The sequence below is a fragment of the Nocardiopsis sp. NPDC006198 genome (assembly GCF_040613895.1).
Lineage (GTDB): Bacteria > Actinomycetota > Actinomycetes > Streptosporangiales > Streptosporangiaceae > Nocardiopsis > Nocardiopsis tropica.
Genome location: NZ_JBEXSY010000016.1, coordinates 37,455 through 61,743 on the forward strand (window position 1 = coordinate 37,455; position 24,289 = coordinate 61,743).

Genomic DNA, 24,289 nt, shown 5'->3' on the forward strand with positions numbered 1-24,289 from the left:
CGGGGCGAGGGGAGTCGGCCAGACGGTCGCGGACCGCGCCGGGTGCGCGGGTTCGAGGAAAGTCCGGACTCCACAGGGCAGGGTGGTCGGTAACACCGACCCGGGGCGACCCGCGGGACAGTGCCACAGAAAACAGACCGCCACCGCTCGCGGTGGTAAGGGTGAAACGGTGGTGTAAGAGACCACCAGCGCCCGGAGTGATCCGGGCGGCTTGGTAAACCCCACCCGGAGCAAGGTCAAAAAGGGAGCCTCCGGGCTCCTGCGCGGATGTTCGAGGGCGGCCCGCCCGAGTCCGCGGGTAGACCGCACCGAGGCCGTCGGCAACGGCGGCCCCAGATGGATGACCGTCCGGTCCCTCCGGGGACCGACAGAATCCGGCTTACCGGCCGACTCCCCCCTCCACACCTTCCTGGCCTGCGAATACCCGGAAATTCGCTCGCGGGTCCGCCCCCACCGACACCCCTGTTCATCTGCGGATGCCTTGCCCTGTCCGGGCTTGACCCGGGACGGACGCGGGATGGATCGCGGGGCCTGCGGCAGGCCGGGAAAGCAGTTAGCGAGGTAGCGGCAGGTCTTCCCGCACCTTGGATCCGGACGGGCGGGCTCAGCCCGAGGCGTGCAGGTCTTCCGTCCCGCGCCCCTCCGGTTCCCGGGTGGGGGTCACCGGTACTCCTCCCGGCTGCCGATGCGGTGGACCATCACCACCGCCCACACCGTCACCGCGGCCAGGACCCCCCACCACGCCCACAGCGCCCACATCAGCCAGTGGCCGCCCACCGTCGTCGTGCCCAGACCGAGGGCCGCCAACGACATCGAGGTGGAGACCACCAGGCATCCGACCACACGGCGGATTCGTGTCATCTCGTCCATGAGCCTTCTCCTTGCTCGGGGGGTGGGAGCGGGACCCGGGACATCCTTTCTACAGCAGGCCTTCCTCCTCCACGTTCTCTGTCGGCCTGCCCGGTACCGGGGCCGGCGCTCCGGCCCGAGGCCCTCGCGGAGCCCCCCGCGGGGGACGCACGGCCGCACCGACGGCGCGGGGGCCGCGACGGACGGCGGTGCGCTGTCCGGACCGGGCCGCGGACGGTGGCGGCGGCGGCCGCGATCGGCCCGCCGCCGCCCGGAGCCCTGCCGGGCCCCGGGCGGGGGTGCGACGCGCGCGGCGCGTGGGAACCCTGGGGCGCGGGAAGTCCTATGGGTACAGGCATACAGCCTGCCGGTGATGGCCTGCCGCCCATGCGCACCGATAGATTGGCCCTTGCGCTCCATACCCCGGACCGAGTGCCGGAGCGCGTGCGCCCGTGGGCCGACGTCCGGGGTCGACGGCCCGACGGGCATCCGCGTTCACGGGAATGGGTGACTCTTGTTCGACTCCACCGTCTTCTGGGTGGTCCTCTTCGGCCTGCCGGTCCTGGCCATCGTGGCGATCGTCATGCTCGCCTCCTACCAGGCCTCAGGCGTTCAGCAGGACGAGCGTGACGACGCGCCCGGCGACGACTCCTCCAACAGCTGATCCCCGTCCGCACCCGGTCGGGGGTGCGGAACGGGATCGCCCACGCCCTGCACAGGACGGAACTCCCCGGTCGCGGTGTCCAGCAGGTGGACCCTCGCCGTCTCCAGGTCGTAGTACATCCCCGACAGCTCCAGGTCGCCCGACTCCACGCGTTCGCGCACCACCGGGTATCCCATGAGGTTGCCGAGCTGCTCCTCCACGTTGGCCTGGGCGAGCCGCCGCAGCGCCTCCGCGGCGGGCAGGCCGGCCAGGGCCCCGGACGCCTCCCCCGCCCGCACCAGGCTCTCGTGCCCGTTCGCCAGCCAGCGGCACATGTGCGAGGTCTGCGCGTCCCCGGGCTCCTGGTGGGCCTTCTCCAGGAGCGCCTTCATGGCGCCGCAGTGCGAGTGTCCGCACACCACGATCGACGGCACCCGCAGGACGTTCACCGCGTACTCGACCGCCGCACCCACCGACACGTCGCCGGGGGTTCCCCGCCTGGGCACCAGGTTGCCGACGTTGCGGACGGTGAACAGGTCGCCGGGGCCGCTCGAGGTGATCAGGTTCGGCACCACCCGCGAGTCGGCGCAGGTGATGAACAGCGCGGTCGGGTGCTGTCCGTGGGACAGCCGGCCCATCAGCGACCGCATCCGGTCGGCGGTGCTGGAGTGGTACTCGCGGGCGCCGGCCGTGAGCAGGCCCAGGGGGTTGACCTCACGCGCGGTCTCCTCGGGGACACGGCGCATTCCCCACGGCGCCCACCAGCGCGCCAGGCCGCCGGGCGCGGTCTTGGAGGCGGGGGCGGAACTGGTGGAGCTGCGCGCGTACCACCTCTCGTGCACCTCGTCGATGTCGACGGAGCCCCCGGTGCGCTCGTGGTCCACGCGCCAGGCATGGATGGCCTCGAACGCGGCGTGGTCCATGAAGTCCACGTGCAGGTCCAGGTCGACCTGGGCGCCCTCGGGGACGGTGCGCAGCACGTGGGCGAGCCGGGGCACCCCGAGGAAGGTGAGCGAGCCGTGCACCGTGACGTGGACGCGGTTGTCGCGCTCCTCCGTGGTCACGGTCAGCTTGGTGAGCCTGCGCAGGGATACGATCATGGCCAGGGCGAAACCGATGAACACCCCCTCCATGAGGCCCAGGAGCACCACGCCGAACAGGGTCACCAGGTACACGCTGGCCTCGTGGTGGCGCCGCAGGTTGCGCAGGTGGGCGATCGAGACCATCTGGACGCCGATGAACACCAGGAGCGCGGCCAGCGCGGCCATCGGGATCAGCTCGACCACGTGGGCGAAGAAGGCGACGAACAGAAGGATCCACACACCGTGCAGGATGGTGGACCGGGGCGTGTGCGCCCCGGCGCGCACGTTGGCGGTGCTGCGCACGATCACGCCCGCGACGGGCAGGCCGCCCAGGGCGCCGCTGACGGTGTTGGCCGCGCCCTGGCCGAAGAGCTCCCGGTTGAGCATGATCCGGCGGCCGTTGTGCAGGCGGTCCACGGCGATCCCGGCGAGGAGGGACTCGACGCTGGCGACCAGGGCGACCGTGGCGACGCCGACGGCGATGCCGTGCCACTGCCCGGCCGCGGGGAGCACCGGTCCGTTCCAGGCGTCCGCCAGGGAGTCCGGGAGGGAGACGGTCTCGACCCTCCAGCCCCCGACGGTCGCGATGGCGGTCGCGGTGCCCACCGCGACCAGCGCGGCCGGGACCACCGCCGGGCGCAGCCTCCCGAAGGACGGCAGCTTGTTCCAGGTGAACATGATCGCGATGGTGATGACCCCGACGGCGACGGCGGCGGAGTGGTTGTGCGCGATCTGGTGGGGGAGGTCGGCGATGTTGGCCACCGCCGAGCTCTGCGGGGCCCCGCCCAGGACCACGTGCAGCTGGGCCAGGGCGATGGTGACGCCCACCCCGGCCAGCATGCCGTGCACGACGGCGGGGGAGACGGCCAGGGCCGCGCGGGCGATGCGCACGGCCCCGAGGACGAGCTGGACCAGACCGGCGAGCAGGGTGATGAGGCAGGTCACCCGCCAGCCGTAGGTCGCGATGAGGTCGGCGACGATGATCGTCAGCCCGGCGGCCGGGCCGCTGACCTGCACCATCGAACCGCCGACGAGTCCGGCGACGATACCGCCGACGACGGCGGCGATGATTCCTGCGATGAGCGGGGCGCCTGAGGCGACGGCGATCCCGAGTGACAGTGGGACGGCGACCAGGAAGACCACCAGGGAGGCGCCGACGTCGGCGGCGACCCCCTTGCGGTCCTTGTGGCTGCCCGGTGGCGCCGCGGTTGCGGGCGGTGCGTCGGGCTGTACTCCCTGGGCGTCGTTGCGCATGGTTGCTCCGTTCGGGTTGGACCAGGCAAATGAGGCGTAGGCGCACGGGGACGACGGTGTCCGGATCGGGGGGTGTGCGGGTGAACGCGTGAACACGACGGAACCCCGAAGGGTCGCCTGTCAATCACCAACTGTAGTCAACTTCCGTAGCTCAGGGTTACCATCTGTTGTGGTTTCCGTGGCTGTTTTCCCGGCTTCACAAGGCGTGGGGACAAATCAGGACAGAAAAAACACCGAGGTGACGGGGTTGTCCCGTGCACCTCGGTGATGTGAAGCGGTGGGGCCGGACGGGGTCCGGCGGCGCGGCCCGGTCACGGCGCGTCAGTGCCGTCCGGACCGCACCGGTTCAGCGGAAGCGGCCGTCCTCGTACCCGCCCTCGTAACGCTCCTGGCCGTACCCCCGCTGGTCGTAGGGCTGCTCGGGCGGGTAGGGGCCCGGCGCCCCGGGACCGTCCGGCCGTCCCTCGTCGCCGTGCTGTTGCCACCCGTCCAGCGGCGGGTAGCCGCCGTAGTCGGGCTGCGACTGCTGCGGCTGTTGCGGCTGCTGGGCCGGGTAGGAGCCGCCCAGCATCTCGGAGTAGCCGCTGCCCGGACCGCCGGGGCCGGACGGCCGCCCGAACCGGTCCCCCTGGTCCTGGTAGCCGCCGTAGCCCGGCGGGACCTCGCCGCGCAGCTGCTCGGCGGGATAGCCGCCCGTGGGCGGGAGCGGGGGGTAGCCCTGCGGGCCGCCCGGGTACGGAGTGCCGTCCTGTCCGCCCGGGTGTCCGGGGTGGCCGACGGGTCCGCCGTTGAAGGGGGAGGGCACGCCGGGCGCCGGAGCCTCCCGCTCTGGTCCGGCGTGGGAGCCGGGCGCCGCCGGTCCGCCGGCGGATCCGGGACCTCCCGGCAGCCCGGGGCCGCCGCCCTGCACGCCGGGAACGGTGGGCGCGCTCGGGGAGCCGAACGTGCCGCCGCTCTCACCCCACAGGGGGGTGTTGCCGTCGGGGTAGGAGGGGCGCTGGTGGTTGCCGGTGTCGTAGGAGGACCGTGTGTGGGTGCCGGTGTCGTAGTCGGGGAGTCCGGTGCCCGGGTGGTCCCCTCGTGTGTGGGTGCCGGTGTCGTAGCCGGATCGGGTGAAGGAGTCGGTGTCGTAGGAGGGGCGGGTGTGGTTGCCGGTGTCGAACTCGGGGAGTCCGGTGCCCGCGTGGTCCCCCCGGGTGTGGTTGCCGGTGTCGTAGGAGGATCGCGTGTGGGTGCCCGTGTCGTAGCCGGGGAGCCCGGTGCCCGGGTGGTCCCCTCGTGTGTGGGTGCCGGTGTCGTAGCCGGATCGGGTGAAGGAGTCGGTGTCGTAGGAGGGCCGCGTGTGGGTGCCGGTGTCGTAGCCGGGGAGTCCGGTGCCCGGGTGGTCCCCCCGCGTGTGGGTGCCCGTGTCGTAGTCGGATCGGGTGAAGGAGTCGGTGTCGTAGCCGCCCTCGGACCGGGGGGCCGCCGGGTAGCCGCCGCCCAGGGGGACCGCGGAGCCGCTCCCGCCGAACGGGGGCGTCGTCGCGCCGGACCCGGGGGAGGAGGGGCCGCCGTAACCGAAGTCGGAGCGCTGGTGTGCGCCGGTGTCCATGCTGGACCATATCGGCGAGTCGACGTCGGAGCCGTGCGCCGGGGTCGTGGCCCGGAACCCCGGGGAGAGCGGGTCGCTCGCGGCCGGGCTCTCCGGGCGGCCCGCGCCCTGGTGGTCCGACCGGCCCGGCGAGGCGCCGCCGTAGGACGGGAGGCCGCCGAGCGGGGAGCCGGTCCCCGGCGCCGGGCCGGAACCGCCGAGCGGGTCGCGCGAGTCCGGGGTGCCCAGGGGGGAGGGGCCCGCCAGGGGGTCGGTCCGCGGCTGGGAGTAGGAGGCCCCGGGCGTCCACGAGCCCGAGCCGAGCGGGTCGTCGTCCCGGGGGGCGGAGGCCGCGGGTGCGGCGTGCTGTGCCGGGGGCAGGCCCTGCGCGGGCGCGGCCCCCTGGGGCGAGGTGAGGGCGGAGCGCTCCGGACGCGGCGGGAGCGCGCGCTCGTCCGGGCCGAGCGGGTTCGGCCCGGACGCGCCGGACTGTCCGTGCCTGCCGGACCGTCCCGCCTGCTCGTCCGGCTGGGGGGAGGCCTGCTCCTGCCCCAGGCTCGCCAGCATCGCCAGGTCGGCGGAGGGGCCGCCGGCCCCGGTCGCCGCGGGCAGGATCGTGGTCGCCCCGGGGGGACCGGACTCCTCCTCGAAGTCCTCGTACCCGTCGTCGTAGTCGTCTTCCTCGTACTCGTACGCGGTGACGCTGGGGCTTCGGTCCTCGCGGTCGCCGCGGCGACCGCGGGGCTCCGAGGAGCGCTGGGCCGGGCCGTCCTCGCTCAGGCTGGACCAGAAGTCGTTGTCGGACAGGCCGTCCGCGTCGTCATCGTCGTCCCAGTCGACCTCGCGCTTGCGCCGGCCCTTGGAGCGCCTCTCCGACCGGCCGCCGCCGTCCTGGTGCCCGCGGCGGGACCGCCCGCGCGGTGCGGGTTCCTCGTCGCCGCGGTCCTCGGGGAGGTCGCGTTCCTGTGCGCGGTCGGGGTCGCGACCGGAGTCCTCGGTGTCGTCGTACTCGTATTCGTCGTCGTAGTCGTCCTCGCGGGAGCCGACGCTCAGAGCGCGCATGCCCAGTAGGAGCAGGACGAGCACGGCGAGCACGACGATGACGGCGATGATGATGATGACGGTGACGGTCATGGTCTACGCACTACCTTGGGGAGGTCGGCCGCGCCCGGGTCGCACCGGGGACCGGAGTGTCGGGAACCGGCCGGGGATGTGCGGCGGCCGCCTGGTTCCGTGATGGCCCGGTCTGTCCGACCTGCTTGGCACGAGGGGTGCAGGTGGTCCGGTGCGGTTCCAGGTCGGTGCGCCGCGCGGCGAGTGGACGGGAATCGGTCATCTGAAATGGGGCGAGGGGCACTGCCCCACTGTATGCGCTGTCGCGCCCCGTGTGCAGAGGGCGACGGATGCTTCCTGGGCGGATCCCCGTGGCCCCGGTTTCCCGTGGCCAAGGGGATCCGGGGCGCCGGAGAGGATCTCCTATGGCCTATGTCACCCGGCGTTGGTCGTGACCAGGGACCCGCGGGCGACGGCCTGGTCGGCGATGGCGTCCAGGGCCGCGTCCAGTGACGCGCCCTCCGGCAGGTCCAGCGGGTTCGCCAGCGCGTACACGGTGAACCTGTACTCGTACGACGCCTCCGGTTCCGGGCACGGCGCCCCGTACTCCGCGACGCCCTGGGAGTTCTGCCCCTGCTTGGCGTCGGCCGGAACGCTGTTCTGCCGCAGCTCCACCAGCTGCGGGTCCAGGTCGTAGACCACCCAGAACACCTGGGCCACCTGGGGGTCGTCGACCACCAGGGCGATGGAGCCCGCCTCGTCGGGCAGCCCCGACCAGCTCAGCGGCGGCGAGGACGCCTCCTGCGCCTCCTGCTCTCCACCGTCCGCCGAAGCGCCGTCCGAGGCCCCCTCACAGGTGTAGGCCGCCGGAAGCGGCTGCCCCTCCTGCATCAGGGGGCTGGTGACGTTGATGTCGTCGGGCATGTCACCGTTCTGCCCCGGGGCGAGGATGCCGCAACCCGTGGTCAGGACCAGTGCGGCCCCCGCCGCCACCGCGCCCGCGAGCGCTGCGGGGGACGTGCGGGCCGTGCGCGCACCGGTGGACCGGGGGGAGGGGAGGGCCGGGAACAATGGGAACTCCTGCTGGACTTTCGGGCCGTGGAGGCGGGACTCGCTGTGGACCGGCACGGCGTCGGGAGGACACCCGGCGCCGGGCTCGGGGAGGGAACGCGGGGGAGCCGCCACAGGGCTCCGGCGACACGTTCCTGAGCGAACCCTACTGTGGTCAGGCGGGCGTTCGGGCGGCCGTCCCGGCCCGCGGGTCCCGCCGCGGCCCAGGAGCGGGCCCGCGGTCGGGCCCGCCGGAGCACGGCTCCGCGCACTCCCCGGCCGGATCGGTGATCATGGGTCGGTGCGGTTCTCCATCCTTGGGCCCCTCCTGGTGCACGACGCGACCGGAAGGCCCGTCACCATCGGCGGCGCGCGGCTGCGCGTCCTCCTCTGCCTCCTCCTGCTCCGCGCCGGGCGGCGCGTGCCCGTCGAACAGCTCGTCGACGGCATCTGGGCGGGCGACCCCCCGGCCTCGGCGGGCAACGCCCTCCAGGCGCTCGTCTCCCGCCTGCGCCGGGCCCTGGGCACAGGCGCCGCCGTCGACGGCGACGGCACGGGCTACCGGCTGGACGTCGACCCCGGACAGGTCGACCTCGACCGCTTCGAGGACCTGGCCGCGAAGGGCCGGGCCCACCTCGCCGCGGGTCGGCCCGCCGACGCCGAACGGGACCTGGGCGCGGCGCTCGCCCTGTGGCGGGGGCCGGCGCTGTCCGACCTGACCGCGCACGGCATCGCCGAGGACATCGCGCTGGGCCTGGCCGAGACCCACCGGTCCGCGGCCGAGGAGCACCTGGCGGCCCGCGCCGACCTCGGCCACCACGCCGAGATCCTGCCCCGCGTCGAGGCGCTCGCCCGGCGCGAGCCGGACCGCGAGCGCCCCGTCGAGCTGCTCATGCGGGTGCTGGCCGCGACCGGGCGCACGGCGGACGCCCTGGCCGCCTACGAGCGCTTCCGCGGCCGCCTCGCCGACAACCTGGGCCTGGACCCCTCGCCCCAGCTGCGCGACACCCACCTGCGGCTGCTGCGCGGCGAGTTCGACGCGCCCTCCCCCGAGCCCGCGACCCCGCCGAACCTGCACCTGCCCTCCACCCTGACCGGTTTCGTGCCGCGCGACACCGAGCTGGGGACCGCCGTGGGCCTCCTCACCACCGGGCGCCTGGTCACCCTGACCGGGCCCGGCGGGGCGGGGAAGACGCGCCTGGCGATCGAGGCCGCCACCGCCCTGGCCGCACGCGCTCCGCACCTGCTCGCCCGGGGGGGCTGGTTCGTCGAACTCGCGTCCAGGTCCGGCGCCGACGTCCCGGACGCCCTGGCCGGCGCCCTGGGACTGCGCGAGTACGCCATGCTCCGGGCGGCGTCCTCCCGGGCGCCGGTCCCCCCGCTGGAACGGGTCGTCTCCCACATCGGCGACCGTCCCGCGCTCATCGTGCTCGACAACTGCGAGCACCTCGTCGAGGACGCGGCCAGGGCCGTGGAGCCCCTTCTCGCCCGCTGCCCCCGCCTGCGCGTCCTGACCACCTCCCGCGAACCCCTCGGCGTCCCGGGCGAACAGCTCATGCCCGTGCCCTCCCTGGCGCTGCCGCCCGAGGGCGCCGACGCCGCGAAGGCCGTCACCTACCCCTCCGTCGCCCTGTTCGCCGAGCGGGCCGCCTCGGTGCGCCCCGGCTTCGCCGTCACGCCCGGCAACGTCGCCCACGTCGTCCGCGTGGCGAGGGAGCTGGACGGCATGCCCCTCGCCCTGGAGCTGGCCGCCGCCAGGCTGCGCTCCATGACCGCCGCCCAGCTCGCCGAGAGGCTGTCCGACCGTTTCCGGCTGCTCACCGGGGGCAGCCGGGGCGCGCTGCCGCGCCACCGCACGCTGAGGGCCGTCGTCGACTGGAGCTGGGAACTCCTCGACGAACCCGAGCGGCGCCTGCTGCGGCGCCTGTCGGTCTTCGCCGGCGGCGCGACCCTGGAGGCCGTCGAGCGGATCTGCGCCGACCCCGCACCGGGCCCCGGCACGGAGGGGCGGGTGGACGGCCGGGACGTGTGGACCGTCCTGTTCTCCCTGGTGGACAAGTCGCTCGTGATCGCCGAGAACCCCGTCGGCGACGACGCGCCGCCCCGCTACCGGCAGCTGGAGACCGTCCGCGCCTACGCCGCCGAGAGGCTGGCCCTCAGCGGTGAGGAGGTGCGCGTGCGCGACACCCACGCGCGCCACGTCCGCGACCTGTGGCGCGCGGCGGACCCGCTCCTGCGCGGGCGGCGCCAGGGCGAACTGCTCGCGCGCCTGGCCCCCGAGTCCGCGGACCACGGCGCGGCGGTGCGGTGGGCGGTGGAGCGCGCGGACGCCGGGCTCGCCCTGGACCTGGTCGAGCACACCCAGTGGTACTGGACCCTGGGAGGGTCCTGGCGCCGGCTGGTCCGCTGGTCGGAGGCGGTCCTGGACATGCTCGGCGGCCGCGTCCCCGAGGGCAGGGCCGTCGCCTACGCCAGCTGCCTGTTCCACCGGGCGGGCGACGGTTCGACGCACCACGCCACGGTGGAGGCGGCCATCAGGGAGGTCGAGGAGGTCGTCGCGGCGTCGGGCGGGCGGGTCGAGCGCCACCCCGTCCTCGTCCACTGCCTGCTGTACAGGGCGATGCTCCAGGGGCGGTCCGGTGACGCCTACGAGCGCCTGGCCGCGGCCCTGGACCAGCCCGACCCCTGGATGCGCGCGATGGTGCGCGTCCTGCTGTCCCTGCTCGACGCCGTCACCGGCCACACCGGGGAGTCCGCGGACAAGGCGGAGGCCGCCCTGGAGGAGTTCCGTGCCTGCGGCGACGCCTGGGGCGCGTGCCAGGCGCTCGCCCAGCTGGTGGACGTGTACCGCTTCGAGGACCTCGAACGCTGCCGCGAGCTGCTGACCGACGGGATGCGGCTGGCCTCGGAGTCGGGCCTGACGGGGATGGCGGCGGTGTTCCGGGTCCGACGGGCCCAGACCCTCACCGACCTCGGGGAGCTGGATGCGGCCCGCCGGGACCTGGGGGCGCTGTCCGACTTCGAGGACCCGGTCCAGGACGAGCACAGGGTGCTGCTGTCGCTGGCGGAGGCGCACTGGCTCGGCGAGGCAGGGGAGCTGGAGCGCGCCCGCGAGGTCGTCGACCGGATGCGGCAGGAGCTGAGCGGCCTGGGCGGGTTCTCACCGGTCTACCTGGAGGGGGGCCTGGGGGCCATGTCCGCGCTCCTGCACTGGAAGGCCGGAGAGCGGGAGGCCGCCTGGCGGGACATCGGCCGCGCGTGGTGGACGGCCTCCCACGGGCTGCGCCCCGTCTGCGCGGAGATCCTGGACGTCTTCGCGATGATGCTGGCGGGGGAGGAACCGCGCCGGGCGGCCCGCATGCTCGGGTACGCCGAGGGGCTGCGCGGCGTCCCCGACCGCACCACCCCGTTCGTGGTGCGGGCGCGGGAGCGGGTGCGCGCGGAGCTGGGCGGGGCCGCGTACGAGCGGCTGGCCGCGGAGGCGAGGGGCACGGACGAGGACGAGGTCCTGGCGGGTGTGGGCGAGTGGCTGGCCCCGCTCGTGCCCGACCACAGGCCGGGGAACCGGCGCTCCGGCCGGTGACCGGGCGGGGGCCGGAGGGGCCGCGCCGCCCCGGGGCCCGGGGCGGCGCGACGGGACGCCGCTCAGGTGCGGCGGCGGTACGCCCACACGGCGAGCGGGAAGAAGACCGCGGTGAAGATCGCGGACCACGCCACCGTCCACAGGACCGGGCCCGTGGCGTCGCCCGTGCCGAGCATCAGGGCCCGCATGGCGTCGACGACGTGGGTGACCGGGTTGTTCGCGGCGACCGCCTGCAGCCAGCTGGGCATGTCCGCCGGGGCGACGAACGCCGAGCTGCTGAAGGTCAGCGGGAACATGAGGATCATCCCGAACGCCTGCACGGCCATCGGCGTGCGCACGATCATGCCGACGAAGGCCGACATCCAGCACAGCGCGAACGCGAACAGCAGCACCAGGCCGGCCGCCACGACCACGCCGACCACGCCGCCCTCGGGGCGGAAGCCGATGAGCATGCCGACCAGGAGCACCATCACCACGGTGATCGTGTACCGGGCCAGGTCGCCGAGGATCGCGCCGGTGAGCGGGGCCGACCGGGCGATGGGCAGCGACCGGAACCGGTCGAAGATGCCCTTCTCCACGTCCTGGCTCAGCGAGAAGCCCGTGCCCAGCGTCGCGAAGATGACCGACTGGGCGATGATGCCGGGCATCAGGAAGTCGCGGTAGGCCTGCCAGTCGCCCATCATCGCCTGCCCGAAGACGAAGACGAACAGGGTCACGAACATGACCGGCTGCAGTATCAGCCCCAGGACCTCCTCGGGGTTGGCCTTGATCTTCAGGACACTGCGCCAGGCCAGCTGGAGGCCGTTCCGGATCGTGCCCAGCGGCGTGATCCTCGCCGGGATCGCCGGGGCGCCCCCGGGCTCCGCGGCCCGGGTCCGGGTCGTCACGGTACTCATGCTCTGGCCCCCTCGTCCGCGGACGCGTCCGCGGTCTCCTCTTCGGCGGTGTGCCCGGTCAGGGCGAGGAACACCTCGTCCAGGCTCGGCTTGCGCAGCGACAGCTCGGCGACCGCCACGCCCTGCTCGTCCAGGCGGCGCACCACCTCGGGCAGGACGCCCGAACTGGTGACCGGGACGCTGGCGAGCAGCCCGTCGGAGACGACGGGCGTGCTGGTGACCGCCTCGATGATCCTCGTCGCCAGGGAGATCTGCCCGGGATCCACCGTGCGCAGTTCGAGCACCTGGTTCCCGGCCCGGCTCTTGAGCTCCTCCGGGGTCCCCCTGCTGATCATCCGCCCGTGGTCGAGCACCATGAGGTCGTCGGCCAGCTGGTCGGCCTCCTCCAGGTACTGGGTGGTGAGCAGGACGGTCACGCCGTCGTCCACCAGCCCGCGCACGACGTCCCACAGGCCGTTGCGGCTGTGCGGGTCCAGCCCGGTCGTGGGCTCGTCCAGGTACAGCAGGGCCGGGCGGCCGACCAGGCTCGCGGCCAGGTCGAGCCGTCGTCGCATGCCGCCCGAGTAGGTCTTGGCGGGGCGGTCCGCGGCGTCGGTGAGCTCGAAGCGCTCGAGCAGCTCCGCGGCGCGGGCCCGGGCGTCGGCCCCGCCGAAGCCCAGCAGGCGCGCGATGAGGAGCAGGTTCTGGGTGCCGGTCAGATCGGCGTCCACGGCCGCGTACTGGCCCGTCAGGCCGATGAGCCGGCGGACCTCGTGCGGTTGGCGGACCACGTCGAAGCCGCCGACCTCGGCGTGCCCGCCGTCGGGTCTGAGCAGGGTCGCCAGGATGCGCACCATCGTGGTCTTGCCGGACCCGTTGGGCCCCAGGACGCCGAGCACGGCCCCCGTCCTGGCCGTCAGGTCGACACCGTCCAGGGCGCGTTTGCCCTTGAACTGCTTGACCAGGCCCTCCGCGCGGATGGCGTCAGTCATCGTTCCTCCGTTTCAACGTTCGTCCACCAGTGTGACGAGCCGGGCTGACAGAACGCTGACAGAGTTCCCGCGCCCCGGGGCGGCCGTGCGCGGAGGCCCGCGGGGAGGGGCCTTCGGACACGGAGGGCCTAAACTCGTGCAGGTGATGAACACCCCGCCGTACGACGCCATTCCCGACCCGGACCGGCCCCGGGGCGGCCCCGAACCAGGGGACGGGGAGGCCGCGCGGCTGCGGCCCCCGCAGAGCCGCGTGAGCAGCAGGGCGATCGGGGTGTGGACCCTGAGGATCCTGTTCGGGTCGGTGTTCACCCTCGTCCTGCTCAGCGCGGTCGCCTGGGGCGCCTCATCGCTCGGCTGGGCCTGGATCCCGTTCAGCGTGCAGGACAACGCGTGGCTGCTCCCGCTCGCCTACGGGGTGTACGCGCTGCTCAAGGTGGCGATCGTGCCGTCCTGGCGGTACAGGGTGCACCGCTGGGAGGTGGCCGGGGACATCATCTACACGCGGGTGGGCTGGATCAGCCGCACCTGGCAGCTGGTGCCCGTCAACAGGCTGCAGACCGTCGACCACACGCAGGGGTGGCTGGAGCGCGTGTTCGACGTGGCCACGCTGGAGGTGCAGACCGCCTCCTACGCGGGTTCGTCCACGATCGAGGGGCTGGACGCCGGGCAGGCGCGCCGCCTGAGCGAGGACCTCGCGGTGCGCGCCGGAGCGCTGAGGGACGACGCGACCTGATGGGCACGGAGCAGGAGGACGGCGGTCGCGCCGAACAGCACGGGGAACGGTACGGGTCCGGGGCGCTCGGCGTCCCGGACGGGACCGGCCGCGGCCCGCAGGGGGGCCACGGCGCGCGGCCCGCGGAAGGGGACGGCGCGGCACGCGTTCGACCCGGGGAGGGCGCACCCGCGCACGGCGGTCCAGGGACGGAGCCGAACCCGGCACCCCCGCCCGAGGGGTCGGCCCCGACCGGGGGCTGGGTCGCCCCGGGGAGCACGCCCGCGCCCCGGGACCCGGGGCGCGCGGCGGGGAGCGCGGTTCCGGCCGGCCCGCCGGCGGTGTACGGCACATCGGCCCAGGACGCGGGGAGCCCACCGCAGGGGTGGGGCGACCGGTCCCGGACCGGCCCCGGCGCCGTGCCGGGGCACGGGCGGCCGGCTCCCGCTCCGGAGCCTCCCCGCACGGCCACTCCGTACGGAGCCCCGCCCCAGGGCCCTCCGCCGTACGGCGCTCCTCCCGGAGGCGTCCCGTGGCACGGCCCCGCGCCCCACCCGGGCGCGCCCGGCGACGTGCCCCCGCACGGTGCCCCGCCGCACTCCGGGCCCCCGCACGGGGCGGCTCCGCGCGCCTGGTGGGGGCCCGCGCCGGCGGAGGGGCCGGAGGCCGGGGACGCGCCCGGCGGACGGGCCCGGGACGCGGCGCCCTTCCTCGCGCCGGAGCGGGCGCGCCGGATCAGCCCCCGGAGCATGGTCGTGGGCCCCATCAACCAGCTCAAGGGCCTCCTGGTGCCGATCGCCGCGGGACTGGTGCTGGGCGGGTTCAACGCCTGGGTGCTGGGCGCCACGGGCGCCACCGTCGTGGCGCTGCTCGTCGGCGGGTTCGTCACCTGGAGGACCACCCGCTACGAGGTCGGCGAGGACCGGCTGGAGATCCGCAAGGGGCTGATCAGGCGCTCCCGGCGCACGATCCCCCTCGAACGCGTCCGCGGCGTCGACGTCACCAGCACGCTGCTGCACCGTCTCCTCGGTGTCGCCGTGGTGCGCATCGAGGCCGCGGCCGGATCGGCCGCCGCGACCGAGGACGGCAAGCTGGACGCGGTGGCGGCGGACGAGGCCGAGCGCCTGCGCCGCGTCCTGCTGCACCGCAAGGCCGTCCTCACCGGGCAGGAGGCCGGGCCCCGGGCGGCCCCGGGCGGCGGGGCCCCGGAGGCGGGGGAGGCGGCGCGGGGGGAGGCGCAGGCTCCGCCGGTCCCGGAGGACGACACCGTCACGTACTTCGCCATGCCGCGCTCCTGGTACCTGTACGGGGCGCTCAGCCTGGGGTACCTGCTCACCCCGTTCGCGGTCCTGGCCACCCTCTTCGGCACGGTCCAGCAGACGGCGGGAGAGCTGGCCAACGACTTCGTCGTGGACTGGGTCACCTCGTCGGACCGGGGCTTCCTCCTGGTGGCGGCCCTGGTCTTCGCGGGTGTGCTGGTGCTGCTGATGCCGGTGTTCGCCGTGGTCTCCTACGCCCTCACGCACTGGGGTTTCTCGCTCCGCGGGCGCGACGGCTCCCTGGTCGCCGAGCGCGGGCTGTTCACCCGGCGCAGCGTCACGCTGGAGAGGCGCCGCATCCGCGGCCACGAGCTCCTGGACACCCCCCTCGAACGCACGCGCGGCGCCGTGCGCCTGCGCGCCATCGTCACCGGCCTGGGCGACGCCGCCAACCGCGCCGTGCTGCTCCCGACCGGGCCCCGCCCCGTGGTCGAGGACGTGGTCGGCCGGGCGCTGGCCCTCTTCGGGGGCACCCTGAAGCGCCATCCGCGTGCTGCCCTGTTCCGGCGGCTCACGCGGGCCGTCGGACCGTTCGCCCTGGTGGCGGTGGTCGCCGCGGCCCTGGGGGCGGAGTGGCTCGCGGTGGCGGGCGCCGTGCTCGCCGTGCTGGGGATCCCCCTGGGCGTGGACCGCTACCGGGCCCTCGGCCACGGGTACGACGGCGAGCGGGTGAGCGTCCGCTCCGGTTCGCTGAGCCGGAGCCAGGCGACGGTGGAGCGCTCGGCGGTGATCGGCTGGACCTGGAGGCAGACCCTCTTCCAGCGGGGACCCTCCCTGGCCGACCTCCAGGTCACCGTGGGGGCGGGCGCGGGGGGCTACACCGTCCAGGACGCCTCGATCGGTGAGTCGGTGGCCTTCGCGGCGCAGGTCACCCCGGAGATGGTGCGACCGTTCCTGGAGGATCCCGGCGCGCCGGGGCACAAGGGCTGAACCCGCCCCGCGCCGGCGGGCGGCCCGGTCCCCCGCGCCGGGGCGGCCGGGAACGCCGGAGGGCGACCGTGCCGTGCGGCTCCGGTCGCCCTCCGCCGAGGCGGGCCGGGGGGCGAGGCCGCCCCCGGCGCCGCCAACGCGCCTACTCGTCCTTCTTGGACCCGAACATGATCTCGTCCCACGAGGGGACCGATGCGCGTCGGCCGCGGCCCTTGCGCTTGGCCGCGGCGCGGTCGTTGCTCCCGTTGGCGACCGCCGGCACGGCCGCGGGGCTCGCGGGCGCCTGGTCGGCGGCGCGGCGGGGGGTCCCGGTGTCGTTGAGGTCCATGGTGGCCCGGCGGCGCCGCGCGGCGGGCCGCGGCTGGGCCGGGGGATCGGCCGCCGGCGGTGCGGTGTCGGGTTCGGCGGCGTGTGCCGGACGGCCCTCCGGCGGCCACTCGGGGGCCGTGCGGCGCTCGGGGCGCGGGGGCCGCTCCTCCGCGCCGTGGTCCGCGTACGCCGCGGGCGCCGACGGCTCGGGCGCGGGGCGCCGGTCGGGCTCGGGGGCACGGGGCCCGGGTTCGGCGCGCGGCCCCCCGAAGGGGTGCTCGGGGCGCGTCCCGCCCGGGCGTTCCGCCCGGTCGTCCCACTCGCGGACGCGTTCGGTGGGCAGGCGGCCCGTGGGGCGGCGCTCGCCCCGGCGCTCGCCGGGGGCGCGGTACTCCGAGGGGCGGCGCTCCTCCTCGCGGAGCCTGTCGGCGGGGTGTGCGTCGGACGGGCGGAACTCGGCGGGGCGGGGCTCCTCCGACCTGTACCGCGGCTCGCGGCGGGGGTCGCGGTCCGGGTCGGCGTCCCCGTCGCGGCCGTCCGCACGCTGACCGGGACGGCGGTGACCGGCCTGCTCCGAGCCGGGCACCTCGAACCGGCGCCGGCGCTCGTCGCGGACGGGGTCGCCGAACCGGTCGGTCTCGGGCCGGGCCGCCCGGACGGGGGGCAGCGGGTCGTCGAGGGGTTCCTCCCGGGGCGCCCGGCGGGCCGGGGCGTGGTCGGGGCGCCGCTCCGCCGCCGACTGCGCGTCCATCCGGGGCATGTGCGCGGGGGCCTCGCTCCGGCGCGGTGCGAAGGGCGTCACGTTCGCGCCGGGTGCGGACGGCGCGTCCGGCTCCGGGGAGGAGAACCGCGCGGCCTCCTCGTCCGCGGGCACCACGCTGTTGTGTCTGGGCTCGTACAGCCAGTGGGCGACGCGCTCCTCGCTGCCGTGCAGGAAGACGAGCTTGAGCTGCCACGAGCGGTCCTCGCGCTTCCACGAGTCCCACACGGCGTCGCCGGTCTCCAGCTGGTGCGCGCCGATCCGCTTGGCGACCAGGTCGCCCAGGGAGGGGCCCGGTCCGGCGTCGCCGTGCGCCCGCACGGTCGCGCGCTGGGCCTGCTGGGCGATGTACTCGCGTTCCTGGAGGACGGGGCCCTCGAACCAGCGGACCCGTTCGATCGGTATGCCGGAGATCTCGGAGATGGCCTCCGCGGTCTCGCCGGACCGGATGCGGGCCTGGATTTCCTTGGGGCGCAACGGATTCTCCACTTCGATCTCGTACTGGCCGAGCCGGGAGAACTGGCCGCGGACTGCGGCGCGGAGACGGTCGTCGACGGGCAGCGTGAAACGGGTTCCACGGCCGGCGCTGGCGAGCACCAGGTAGGTGCCGTCCTCGCTCACGGCCACGAGGCGAAGCTCGTGCATCGCCCTCCCTTTCGCGTCCCGTCGAGGGTAGGTCCCGCGACCCGGTCCCCGCGTTCTCCAAGTCTGGTCGGCCGACAGCGGTTCGGCCAGTACCGCGCCCGGCATGTCCGAACTGTGCCCGCCTCCCGTTCCGTGGCACTGACCACGGTGGGAGCCGCCCCGGGTGCCGGGGCACTCACGGTCGCTTCCGCTGCCAATCTTGGCACGCTGAGCCTTCGGCGACCGGGAGCGATCGGGGGGAATGTCGCCGATCCCGTGCGAAGGCTCCGCGGTGATGGTATCCCGGGGCCCCTGAATCACCCCAGGTATGGGAAAAACTCCGATCTCGGCCCGGGGTCCGATCGGACGGCGCCCCTCTTGGGCAAACCGACACGCCGACCTATGCCGGAGAGTGATGCTTCTTATGTCTTGGCGTTATCGGAACCCGGGGCCCCTTAGGGTGAGTTATCCATCTATGAGCGAAATGTGATGTTTGGTGACTGTGGGGCTGTATGCCCCACCACACGCGCATCCCGCCAGTACGAGTTCCCGTCGCGCCCCGCGCGGCCGACGAAGGAGGGGCGACCGGATGGGTCGGACCGGACACGACGACGACAACGAGGCGGAGGAGGGCACCGGGAAGAAGAAGCGGATCGAACTGAGCGTCTCCCAGGTCGCGGGCGCCGGCGCCGCCACGCTCGCCGCCGCGACCGCGGCCTCGTACCTCAACGTGTACGGCACGGTCGTCGGCGCCGCCGTCATGGCCACGCTCAGCACCCTGGTCAGCCCCCTCCTCCAGCACTGGTTCTCCCGCAGCGGCGAACAGGCCAGGCAGCTGGCGGGGAAGGCGGTCGGCCACACCGAGGCCGGACCCGTGGCGCCCGGGGCGCCCGTGGCCCCCTTCCCGGAGGAGATCTCCGAGTCGGGCCTGCTCAGGGAGGTCTCCGAGGCGGGCCCTCCCGACGGAGCGCCCCGCGACTTCGACGCCACCCGCACGATGGCCATGCCCGCACTGGGGGCGACCGACGACGGGACCGCCGCCTTCGGCGGCCCCGGGGACCCCGCGAACCGGGCCGGCGTCCCGGACGGGACCGCCCTGCTGCCCGCGGCGGACACCGGGGGCCGGGGCCGCGGCGGTTCCGGGGAGCGGGAGGGGGGCGGCCTCCGCCCGCGGCGCGGCTGGCGCTCCGTGGTGGTCCCGGCCGCCGCGGTGTTCGCCCTGGTGATGCTCGTGATCCTGCTGTTCGAGCTGTTCACGGGACGGTCGCTGACCGCCTGGACGCAAGGCGGCGAGGAGCCCACCTCGCCCACCCTGTTCGGCGGTTCCAGCTCGGGCGCCCCGGCGCAGGAGGACGACCCCGCGACCGGGGAGACCACCGAGGACGAGCCCTGGACCACCGACCGGGAGCCGGGGACGGGGACGACCGGGACGACGCCCGAGCCGGACGCCCCCGCGACCGAGGAGCCCGAGGACGGCACCGGTGGCGGCGGGACGGGCGGCGACGGCGGCACCGGTGGGACCATCGAGCCCACGGACCCGCCTGTCGAGGAGCAGGAACCCCAGGACCCGGGTACGCAGCAGCCCGGCCCCGGGACCGGCGACGGCGGGGGACAGGGGGGCGGGGCCCCCGCCCCGGCGCCCGCCCCCGCGCCCCCCGCGGGCTGACGGGCCCCGGCACAGGACGACGGCGGCGGCGGGACCCCGCACGGGGCCCCGCCGCCCGTGTGCGGCGACGCGTGCCCCGGGCGGGAGGGGGCCGGGCCCCCGGGCCCGCACCGCGTCCCCGGCGCCTCAGCCGAGGACCCGCTCCAGGTAGTCGTTGCCGAACCGGCGCCCCGGGTCCACGCGGTCGCGCACCGCCAGGGCCTCGCCCAGGCGCGGGTAGACCTTCTCCAGGTAGGACCGGTCGCGCGTGTGCATCTTGCCCCAGTGCGGGCGCCCGCCCACCGACGTGAACACGGCCTCCATGTCGGCGAAGTACGCCTCGTGGGGGGTGCCCTTGTACACGTGCACCGCGACGTACGCCGTGTCGCGCCCGTAGGCGGTCGACAGCCACACGTCGTCGGCCGGCGCGAACCGCACCTCCACCGGGAAGCTCACCCGGTGGTCGCCCCGGTCCACGATCCTGCGGGCCTCGCGCAGCACGTCCACCAGGTGCTCGGCGGGGATCGCGTACTCCATCTCGACGAACCGCACGTCGCGCACGGACGCGAACACCTTGTGCGACGTGTCGGTGTACCTGCGGGCCGACAGCGCCCGCGAGCTGATCCGGTTCACGGCGGGCACGAGCCGGGGGTGGCGCCGGCACACGCGGTTGACCCTCTCGAAGACCGTGTTGGACAGGAAGTCGTCGTCCAGCCACGTCCGGAAGCCGGACAGCGGCCGGGTCGGCCCGGCCGCGGTGTTGTTGCGCTTGGTGTTGGTGTTGCCGGTGTGCGGGAACCAGAAGAACTCGAAGTGCTCGTTGCCCGCACGCAGCTCGGGAAGCCTCTCCAGCACCTCGTCCAACGGCATCGGCTCCTCCCTCGCGTACAGCAGGAAGGCCGGGCGCACCGCCATCGTCAGCGCGGTGACCACGCCGAACGCGCCCAGCCCCACCCGGGCGGAGTGGAACAGCCCGGGGTCGCGGTCCGGGGAGCACTCGACCACGGAGCCGTCGGCGAGCACCATCTCCAGCCCGACCACCTGGGAGGCCAGGCCGCCCGAGTCCCGGCCGGTCCCGTGGGTGCCGGTCTGCACCGCTCCGGCCATGGTCTGCACGGCGATGTCGCCCATGTTGGCCAGGGCGACGCCGTGCTCGGCCAGCACGTCGTTGAAGTCGCACAGGGGAAGGCCCGCCTCGACCGTGGCGGTGCCCGCCTCCGGGTCGACCGAGCGCACCGCGGCCAACGAGGTGGGGGAGAGGAGGAGGCCGTCGGTGACCGCCACGTCGGTGAAGGAGTGGCCCGAACCGACCATGCGGACCCTCAGGCCCTCGTCGGCGGCCGAGAGGACCGCGGCGGCCACCGCCGCGGTATCCCCGGGAGCCGCCGTGCGCCTCGGGCGCGCCTGGTAGGTGTCCGCCCATGTGTGCCACGACACATCTGTCATGCGGCGACATTACCCACCGGTCACGTCTGCCGCCAGGGGGGTCCTCCGCCGGGTGCTCCACCCGCCGGGGGAGGGGAGGCCAAGACCACAGGGCGCTGATCCGGGGGGTCGCGCGAGGAGGTCCCGGAGAGCTGGTTTCATAAGGTCCATGAGGCCTTACGACGCGTTTCTGCTGATCTCCTTCGGTGGCCCGGAGGGCGAGGACGAGGTCATCCCCTTCCTGGAGAACGTCACCCGCGGACGCAACATCCCCCGCGAGCGGCTGGCCGAGGTCGGAGAGCACTACTTCCTGTTCGGGGGCGTGAGCCCGATCAACCAGCAGTGCCGGGACCTGATCGCCGCGATCACCGACGACTTCTCCGCCAACGGGATCGACCTGCCCGTCTACTGGGGCAACCGGTTCTGGGCGCCGATGCTCACCGACACCCTCGCCGCGATGCGCGACGACGGCGTGCGCCGGGTGCTGGCCCTGCCCACCTCCGCGTACTGCAACTGGTCGAGCCGCACGGCCTACGAGGAGGACATCGCCCGCGCCCGCGCCGCACTGGGGGAGGACGCCCCCGAGGTCGACCTGATCCGTCCCTTCTACGACCACCCCGGGTTCGTCGAGCCGCTGGTGGAGCACACCCTCGCGTCCCTGGACGCCCTCCCCGAGGACCAGCGCCGGGGCGCCCGCCTGCTCTTCTCCGCGCACTCCATCCCCATGGCGATGGCGCAGGAGAGCGGAGGTCCGGGGCAGGGGTTCGGCCCCGCGGGCGCCTACGGGGCGCAGCTCGCCGAGGTGGCCCGCCTGGTGGTGGACCGCCTCGACCGCGAGTACCCGTTCGAGGTCGTCTACCAGAGCCGCAGCGGCCCTCCGAGCCAGCCCTGGCTGGAGCCGGACGTCAACGACCGCATGGAGGAGCTCGCCGCCGAGGGCGTGCCCGCCGTGGTCGTCGTCCCGCACGGGTTCGTCTCCGACCACATGGAGGTCAAGTTCGACCTCGACGTCGAGGCGCGCGAGACCGCGCAGAAGCTGGGCATCGGCTACGAGCGCGCGCTCAGCCCGGGCACGCACCCCGCGTTCGTCTCCATGGTGACCGACCTGGTCCGCGAGTACACCGGCGGGAAGGAACCCCGGAAGCTGGGCGCCCTCCCGCGCTGCGCCGGCTGCGACTGCTGAACCGCTCCGCGCCGGGACGGGGCGGAGCGCCGGGCCTCCGCCCCCGGACGGCCCGCGGGGCCGGGGCCCCGGCCCGCCCCGCGACGGACCTCCCGGGCGTCGGCCGCGGGTCCCGGACGCGGCCGGGCGGTCCCCTCGCGGACCCGCCCCCGACGCGGTCCGGAGCGGGGTCCGCCGCGCGGTCGCGCCGGACGGGGGAGCGCGGCCGGGGGCGCGCCGGTAGGTTGGGTAAACGCTGCTGACACCGCCCCTCTCCCGAGTCGACGGCGCCAGTGGCCGCCCAGGACCCGCCCGATAGGGTCTCACCGGATCACGAGTCGACGTTCAGGAGTATGTGTCTTGGTTCGTTCCTGGTATGAGCTGCCGGAGTACGTCCGACTTCGCCGCGTCAACGGCCTGCGCCTCTCGCCGGACGGAACCCGTCTGGTCGCACCCGTCAGCGGCATCGCCCCCGACGCCAAGTCCTTCCGCAGCGCCCTGTGGGAGATCGACGTCAACCCCGAGGCCGAGGGCGGGAGCGCTCCCCGACGCCTCACCCGCTCCGCCGAGGGCGAGAGCGGCGTCGGCTTCCTGCCCGACGGCTCGGTGCTCTTCACCACCGGCAGACCCGACCCCGAGGCCGGGCCCGGGGACAAGGCGGCCTCCGCCCTGTGGCTCCTGCCCGCCGGGGGCGGCGAGGCCCGCCAGGTCGCCTCCCGGCCCGGCGGCGTCGGCTCCTTCACCGTCGCCCGCGACTCCGGCCTGGTCGCCTTCACCTCCGACGTCCTCCCGCGCAGCGAGGACGAGGAGGGGGACAGGGAGGCCCGCAAGGCCCGCGAGGAGGCCGGCGTCAGCGCCATCCTGCACGAGGCGCTCCCCGTCCGCCACTGGGACAGCGACGTCGGCCCCGACCACCCCCGCTACTTCGTCGCCGAGCCGCCGGCCGACGACGACGCCCGGCTCGGCGAGCCCCGCGACCTCACCCCGGACGCGGGTATGGCGCTCCTGGGCGCGGGCGGCTCCCTCACGCCCGACGGCGCGGTCCTCGTCACCGAGTGGCGGGTCCCCGCCGCCGGGGGCGCCCACCGCACCGAGGTCGTCGCCGTCGACACCGCCACCGGCGAGCGGCGCACGATCGCCACCGACCCCGAGTTCGACTTCGGCCGCCCGCAGGTCTCCCCGGACGGGCGCAGCGTCCTCCTCGTCCGCAGCCACGAGGGCGAGTACGACGGCGAGCCGCGCGACGAGACCGCGTGGCTGGTCGACCTGGCGACCGGCGAGGGCCGCGACCTGCTCCCCGGACACGAGATGTGGCCGCGCGAGCTCGCCTGGTCCGCCGACTCCGGCGCCGTGTTCGTCGTCGCCGACGAGAACGGCCGCCGCCCGGTCTTCCGCGTCGACACGGCCACCGGCGCGCTCACCCGGATCACCGGCGACCACGGCGCCTACAGCGGCCTCAACCCCTCCCCCGACGGCCGGTACGTGTACGCGCTGCGCGACGCCTGGGACGCCCCGCCGGCCCCCGTGCGCCTGTCCTCGGACACCGGGGACGGGGAGCCCGCGTACCTGCGCACGCCCGGCTCCGCGCTGACGATGCCCGGCACCCTGACCGAGGTCGAGGCCACGGCGGACGACGGCACCCGGATCCGGTCCTGGCTCGTCCTGCCGGAGGAGGCGTCCGCGGAGTCGCCCGCACCGCTCATGCTGTGGGTGCACGGCGGCCCGTACATGAGCTTCAACGGCTGGTCCTGGCGCTGGAACCCGTGGCTGTTCGCCGCCCGCGGCTACGCGGTCCTGCTGCCCGACCCGGCGCTGTCCACCGGCTACGGGCAGCACATGCTCCGCCGGGCCTGGGGCAAGTGGGGACCGCGCACGTACGCCGACGTCATGTCCGCCACGGACGCCGCGGTGGCCCGCGACGACATCGACGCCGAGCGCACCGCCATGATGGGCGGCTCCTTCGGCGGCTACATGGCCAACTGGATCGCCGGGCACACCGACAGGTTCAAGGCGATCGTCTCGCACGCCTCCCTCTGGGGCCTGGACGGCTTCAACGGCACCACCGACTACCCGCCGGTGTGGGAGCGGGAGTTCGGCACCCCGCTGGCGCGGCCGGAGCGCTACACCCTGAACTCGCCGCACCTGCACGCGGCGGACATCCGCACGCCGATGCTCGTCATCCACGGCGACAAGGACTACCGGGTGCCCATCTCCGAGGGGCTGCGCCTGTGGCGCGACCTGCTGCTGCACGAGGTGGACGCCAAGTTCCTGTACTTCCCGGACGAGAACCACTGGATCCTCACGCCGGGGAACGCCCAGATCTGGTACAAGACCGTCTTCGCCTTCCTCGACCACCACGTCCACGGCAAGGAGTGGGCCAGGCCCGACCTGCTGTAGGCGGGTCCTCCCCGCCCCTGCCGGTCCTCCTCCCACCGCACCGCTCCGCCCC

At 74.8% G+C, this 24,289-nt stretch carries 15 protein-coding genes and 1 other RNA gene; 8 read left to right on the forward strand and 8 right to left on the reverse strand.

The window, feature by feature from the left end:
• Nucleotides 1-10 precede the first annotated feature (10 nt).
• Nucleotides 11-398, forward strand: an RNA gene (gene rnpB, locus ABZ234_RS13615) — RNase P RNA component class A.
• Nucleotides 399-660: 262 nt separating this feature from the next.
• On the opposite strand, the gene ABZ234_RS13620 is transcribed toward rnpB, so the two are convergent.
• Nucleotides 661-870 (reverse strand): hypothetical protein, encoded by a 210-nt coding sequence (locus tag ABZ234_RS13620; protein WP_355012220.1) that lies wholly within the window; start codon nt 868-870, stop codon nt 661-663.
• A gap of 493 nt (nt 871-1,363) precedes the next feature.
• Between ABZ234_RS13620 and ABZ234_RS13625 the strand changes: the two genes are divergently transcribed.
• Nucleotides 1,364-1,513, forward strand: a complete 150-nt coding sequence (locus tag ABZ234_RS13625) for a hypothetical protein (protein WP_267949113.1) — start codon at nt 1,364-1,366, stop codon at nt 1,511-1,513.
• Here the strand turns inward: ABZ234_RS13625 and ABZ234_RS13630 are convergent.
• The 3 genes from ABZ234_RS13630 to ABZ234_RS13640 form a co-directional block, all read right to left on the reverse strand.
• A complete protein-coding gene (locus ABZ234_RS13630; RefSeq protein WP_355012221.1) occupies nt 1,462-3,828 on the reverse strand; it encodes a bifunctional SulP family inorganic anion transporter/carbonic anhydrase in 2,367 nt (788 codons plus the stop codon). The two genes, ABZ234_RS13625 and ABZ234_RS13630, sit on opposite strands and share 52 nt — an antisense overlap.
• A gap of 346 nt (nt 3,829-4,174) precedes the next feature.
• A complete protein-coding gene (locus tag ABZ234_RS13635; RefSeq protein WP_355012222.1) occupies nt 4,175-6,535 on the reverse strand; it encodes a hypothetical protein in 2,361 nt (786 codons plus the stop codon).
• Nucleotides 6,536-6,889: 354 nt separating this feature from the next.
• Nucleotides 6,890-7,525: a YbhB/YbcL family Raf kinase inhibitor-like protein gene (locus tag ABZ234_RS13640; RefSeq protein ID WP_267949116.1), complete on the reverse strand. Its 636-nt coding sequence runs from the start codon at nt 7,523-7,525 to the stop codon at nt 6,890-6,892.
• Nucleotides 7,526-7,805: 280 nt separating this feature from the next.
• On the opposite strand from ABZ234_RS13640, the gene ABZ234_RS13645 reads away from it, so the two are divergent.
• Nucleotides 7,806-11,087 (forward strand): BTAD domain-containing putative transcriptional regulator, encoded by a 3,282-nt coding sequence (locus ABZ234_RS13645; RefSeq protein WP_355012223.1) that lies wholly within the window; start codon nt 7,806-7,808, stop codon nt 11,085-11,087.
• A gap of 62 nt (nt 11,088-11,149) precedes the next feature.
• On the opposite strand, the gene ABZ234_RS13650 is transcribed toward ABZ234_RS13645, so the two are convergent.
• Both ABZ234_RS13650 and ABZ234_RS13655 read right to left on the reverse strand, forming a co-directional pair.
• Nucleotides 11,150-11,983 (reverse strand): ABC transporter permease, encoded by an 834-nt coding sequence (locus ABZ234_RS13650; protein ID WP_267949118.1) that lies wholly within the window; start codon nt 11,981-11,983, stop codon nt 11,150-11,152.
• Entirely contained in the window at nt 11,980-12,954 is a 975-nt protein-coding gene (locus tag ABZ234_RS13655; protein ID WP_330158221.1) for an ATP-binding cassette domain-containing protein, read from the reverse strand. The genes ABZ234_RS13650 and ABZ234_RS13655 overlap by 4 nt, the downstream gene beginning before the upstream one ends.
• A gap of 145 nt (nt 12,955-13,099) precedes the next feature.
• Here ABZ234_RS13655 and ABZ234_RS13660 point away from each other — a divergent pair, with 145 nt between their 5' ends.
• Both ABZ234_RS13660 and ABZ234_RS13665 read left to right on the forward strand, forming a co-directional pair.
• Entirely contained in the window at nt 13,100-13,687 is a 588-nt protein-coding gene (locus ABZ234_RS13660; protein WP_267949120.1) for a PH domain-containing protein, read from the forward strand.
• Between the two features lie 728 nt (nt 13,688-14,415).
• The gene (locus ABZ234_RS13665; RefSeq protein ID WP_355012224.1) at nt 14,416-15,915 is read left to right on the forward strand and encodes a PH domain-containing protein; all 1,500 of its coding nucleotides are present in this window, start codon (nt 14,416-14,418) and stop codon (nt 15,913-15,915) included.
• A gap of 142 nt (nt 15,916-16,057) precedes the next feature.
• Here the strand turns inward: ABZ234_RS13665 and sepH are convergent, their stop codons facing one another.
• Entirely contained in the window at nt 16,058-17,629 is a 1,572-nt protein-coding gene (sepH, locus tag ABZ234_RS13670) for a septation protein SepH (RefSeq protein ID WP_355012225.1), read from the reverse strand.
• A 568-nt stretch (nt 17,630-18,197) separates the two neighbouring features.
• Between sepH and ABZ234_RS13675 the strand changes: the two genes are divergently transcribed.
• Nucleotides 18,198-19,274 (forward strand): hypothetical protein, encoded by a 1,077-nt coding sequence (locus ABZ234_RS13675; protein WP_355012226.1) that lies wholly within the window; start codon nt 18,198-18,200, stop codon nt 19,272-19,274.
• Nucleotides 19,275-19,400: 126 nt separating this feature from the next.
• On the opposite strand, the gene ABZ234_RS13680 is transcribed toward ABZ234_RS13675, so the two are convergent.
• The gene (locus ABZ234_RS13680) at nt 19,401-20,699 is read right to left on the reverse strand and encodes a D-arabinono-1,4-lactone oxidase (RefSeq protein ID WP_355012227.1); all 1,299 of its coding nucleotides are present in this window, start codon (nt 20,697-20,699) and stop codon (nt 19,401-19,403) included.
• A gap of 148 nt (nt 20,700-20,847) precedes the next feature.
• On the opposite strand from ABZ234_RS13680, the gene ABZ234_RS13685 reads away from it, so the two are divergent.
• Together ABZ234_RS13685 and ABZ234_RS13690 are read left to right on the forward strand one after the other, a co-directional pair.
• Nucleotides 20,848-21,861, forward strand: a complete 1,014-nt coding sequence (locus tag ABZ234_RS13685) for a ferrochelatase (RefSeq protein WP_267949125.1) — start codon at nt 20,848-20,850, stop codon at nt 21,859-21,861.
• Nucleotides 21,862-22,200: 339 nt separating this feature from the next.
• Nucleotides 22,201-24,237 carry a S9 family peptidase gene (locus ABZ234_RS13690; RefSeq protein ID WP_355012228.1) on the forward strand — a complete coding sequence of 679 codons (2,037 nt, stop codon included), beginning with the start codon at nt 22,201-22,203 and terminating at the stop codon, nt 24,235-24,237.
• Nucleotides 24,238-24,289: the final 52 nt, after the last annotated feature.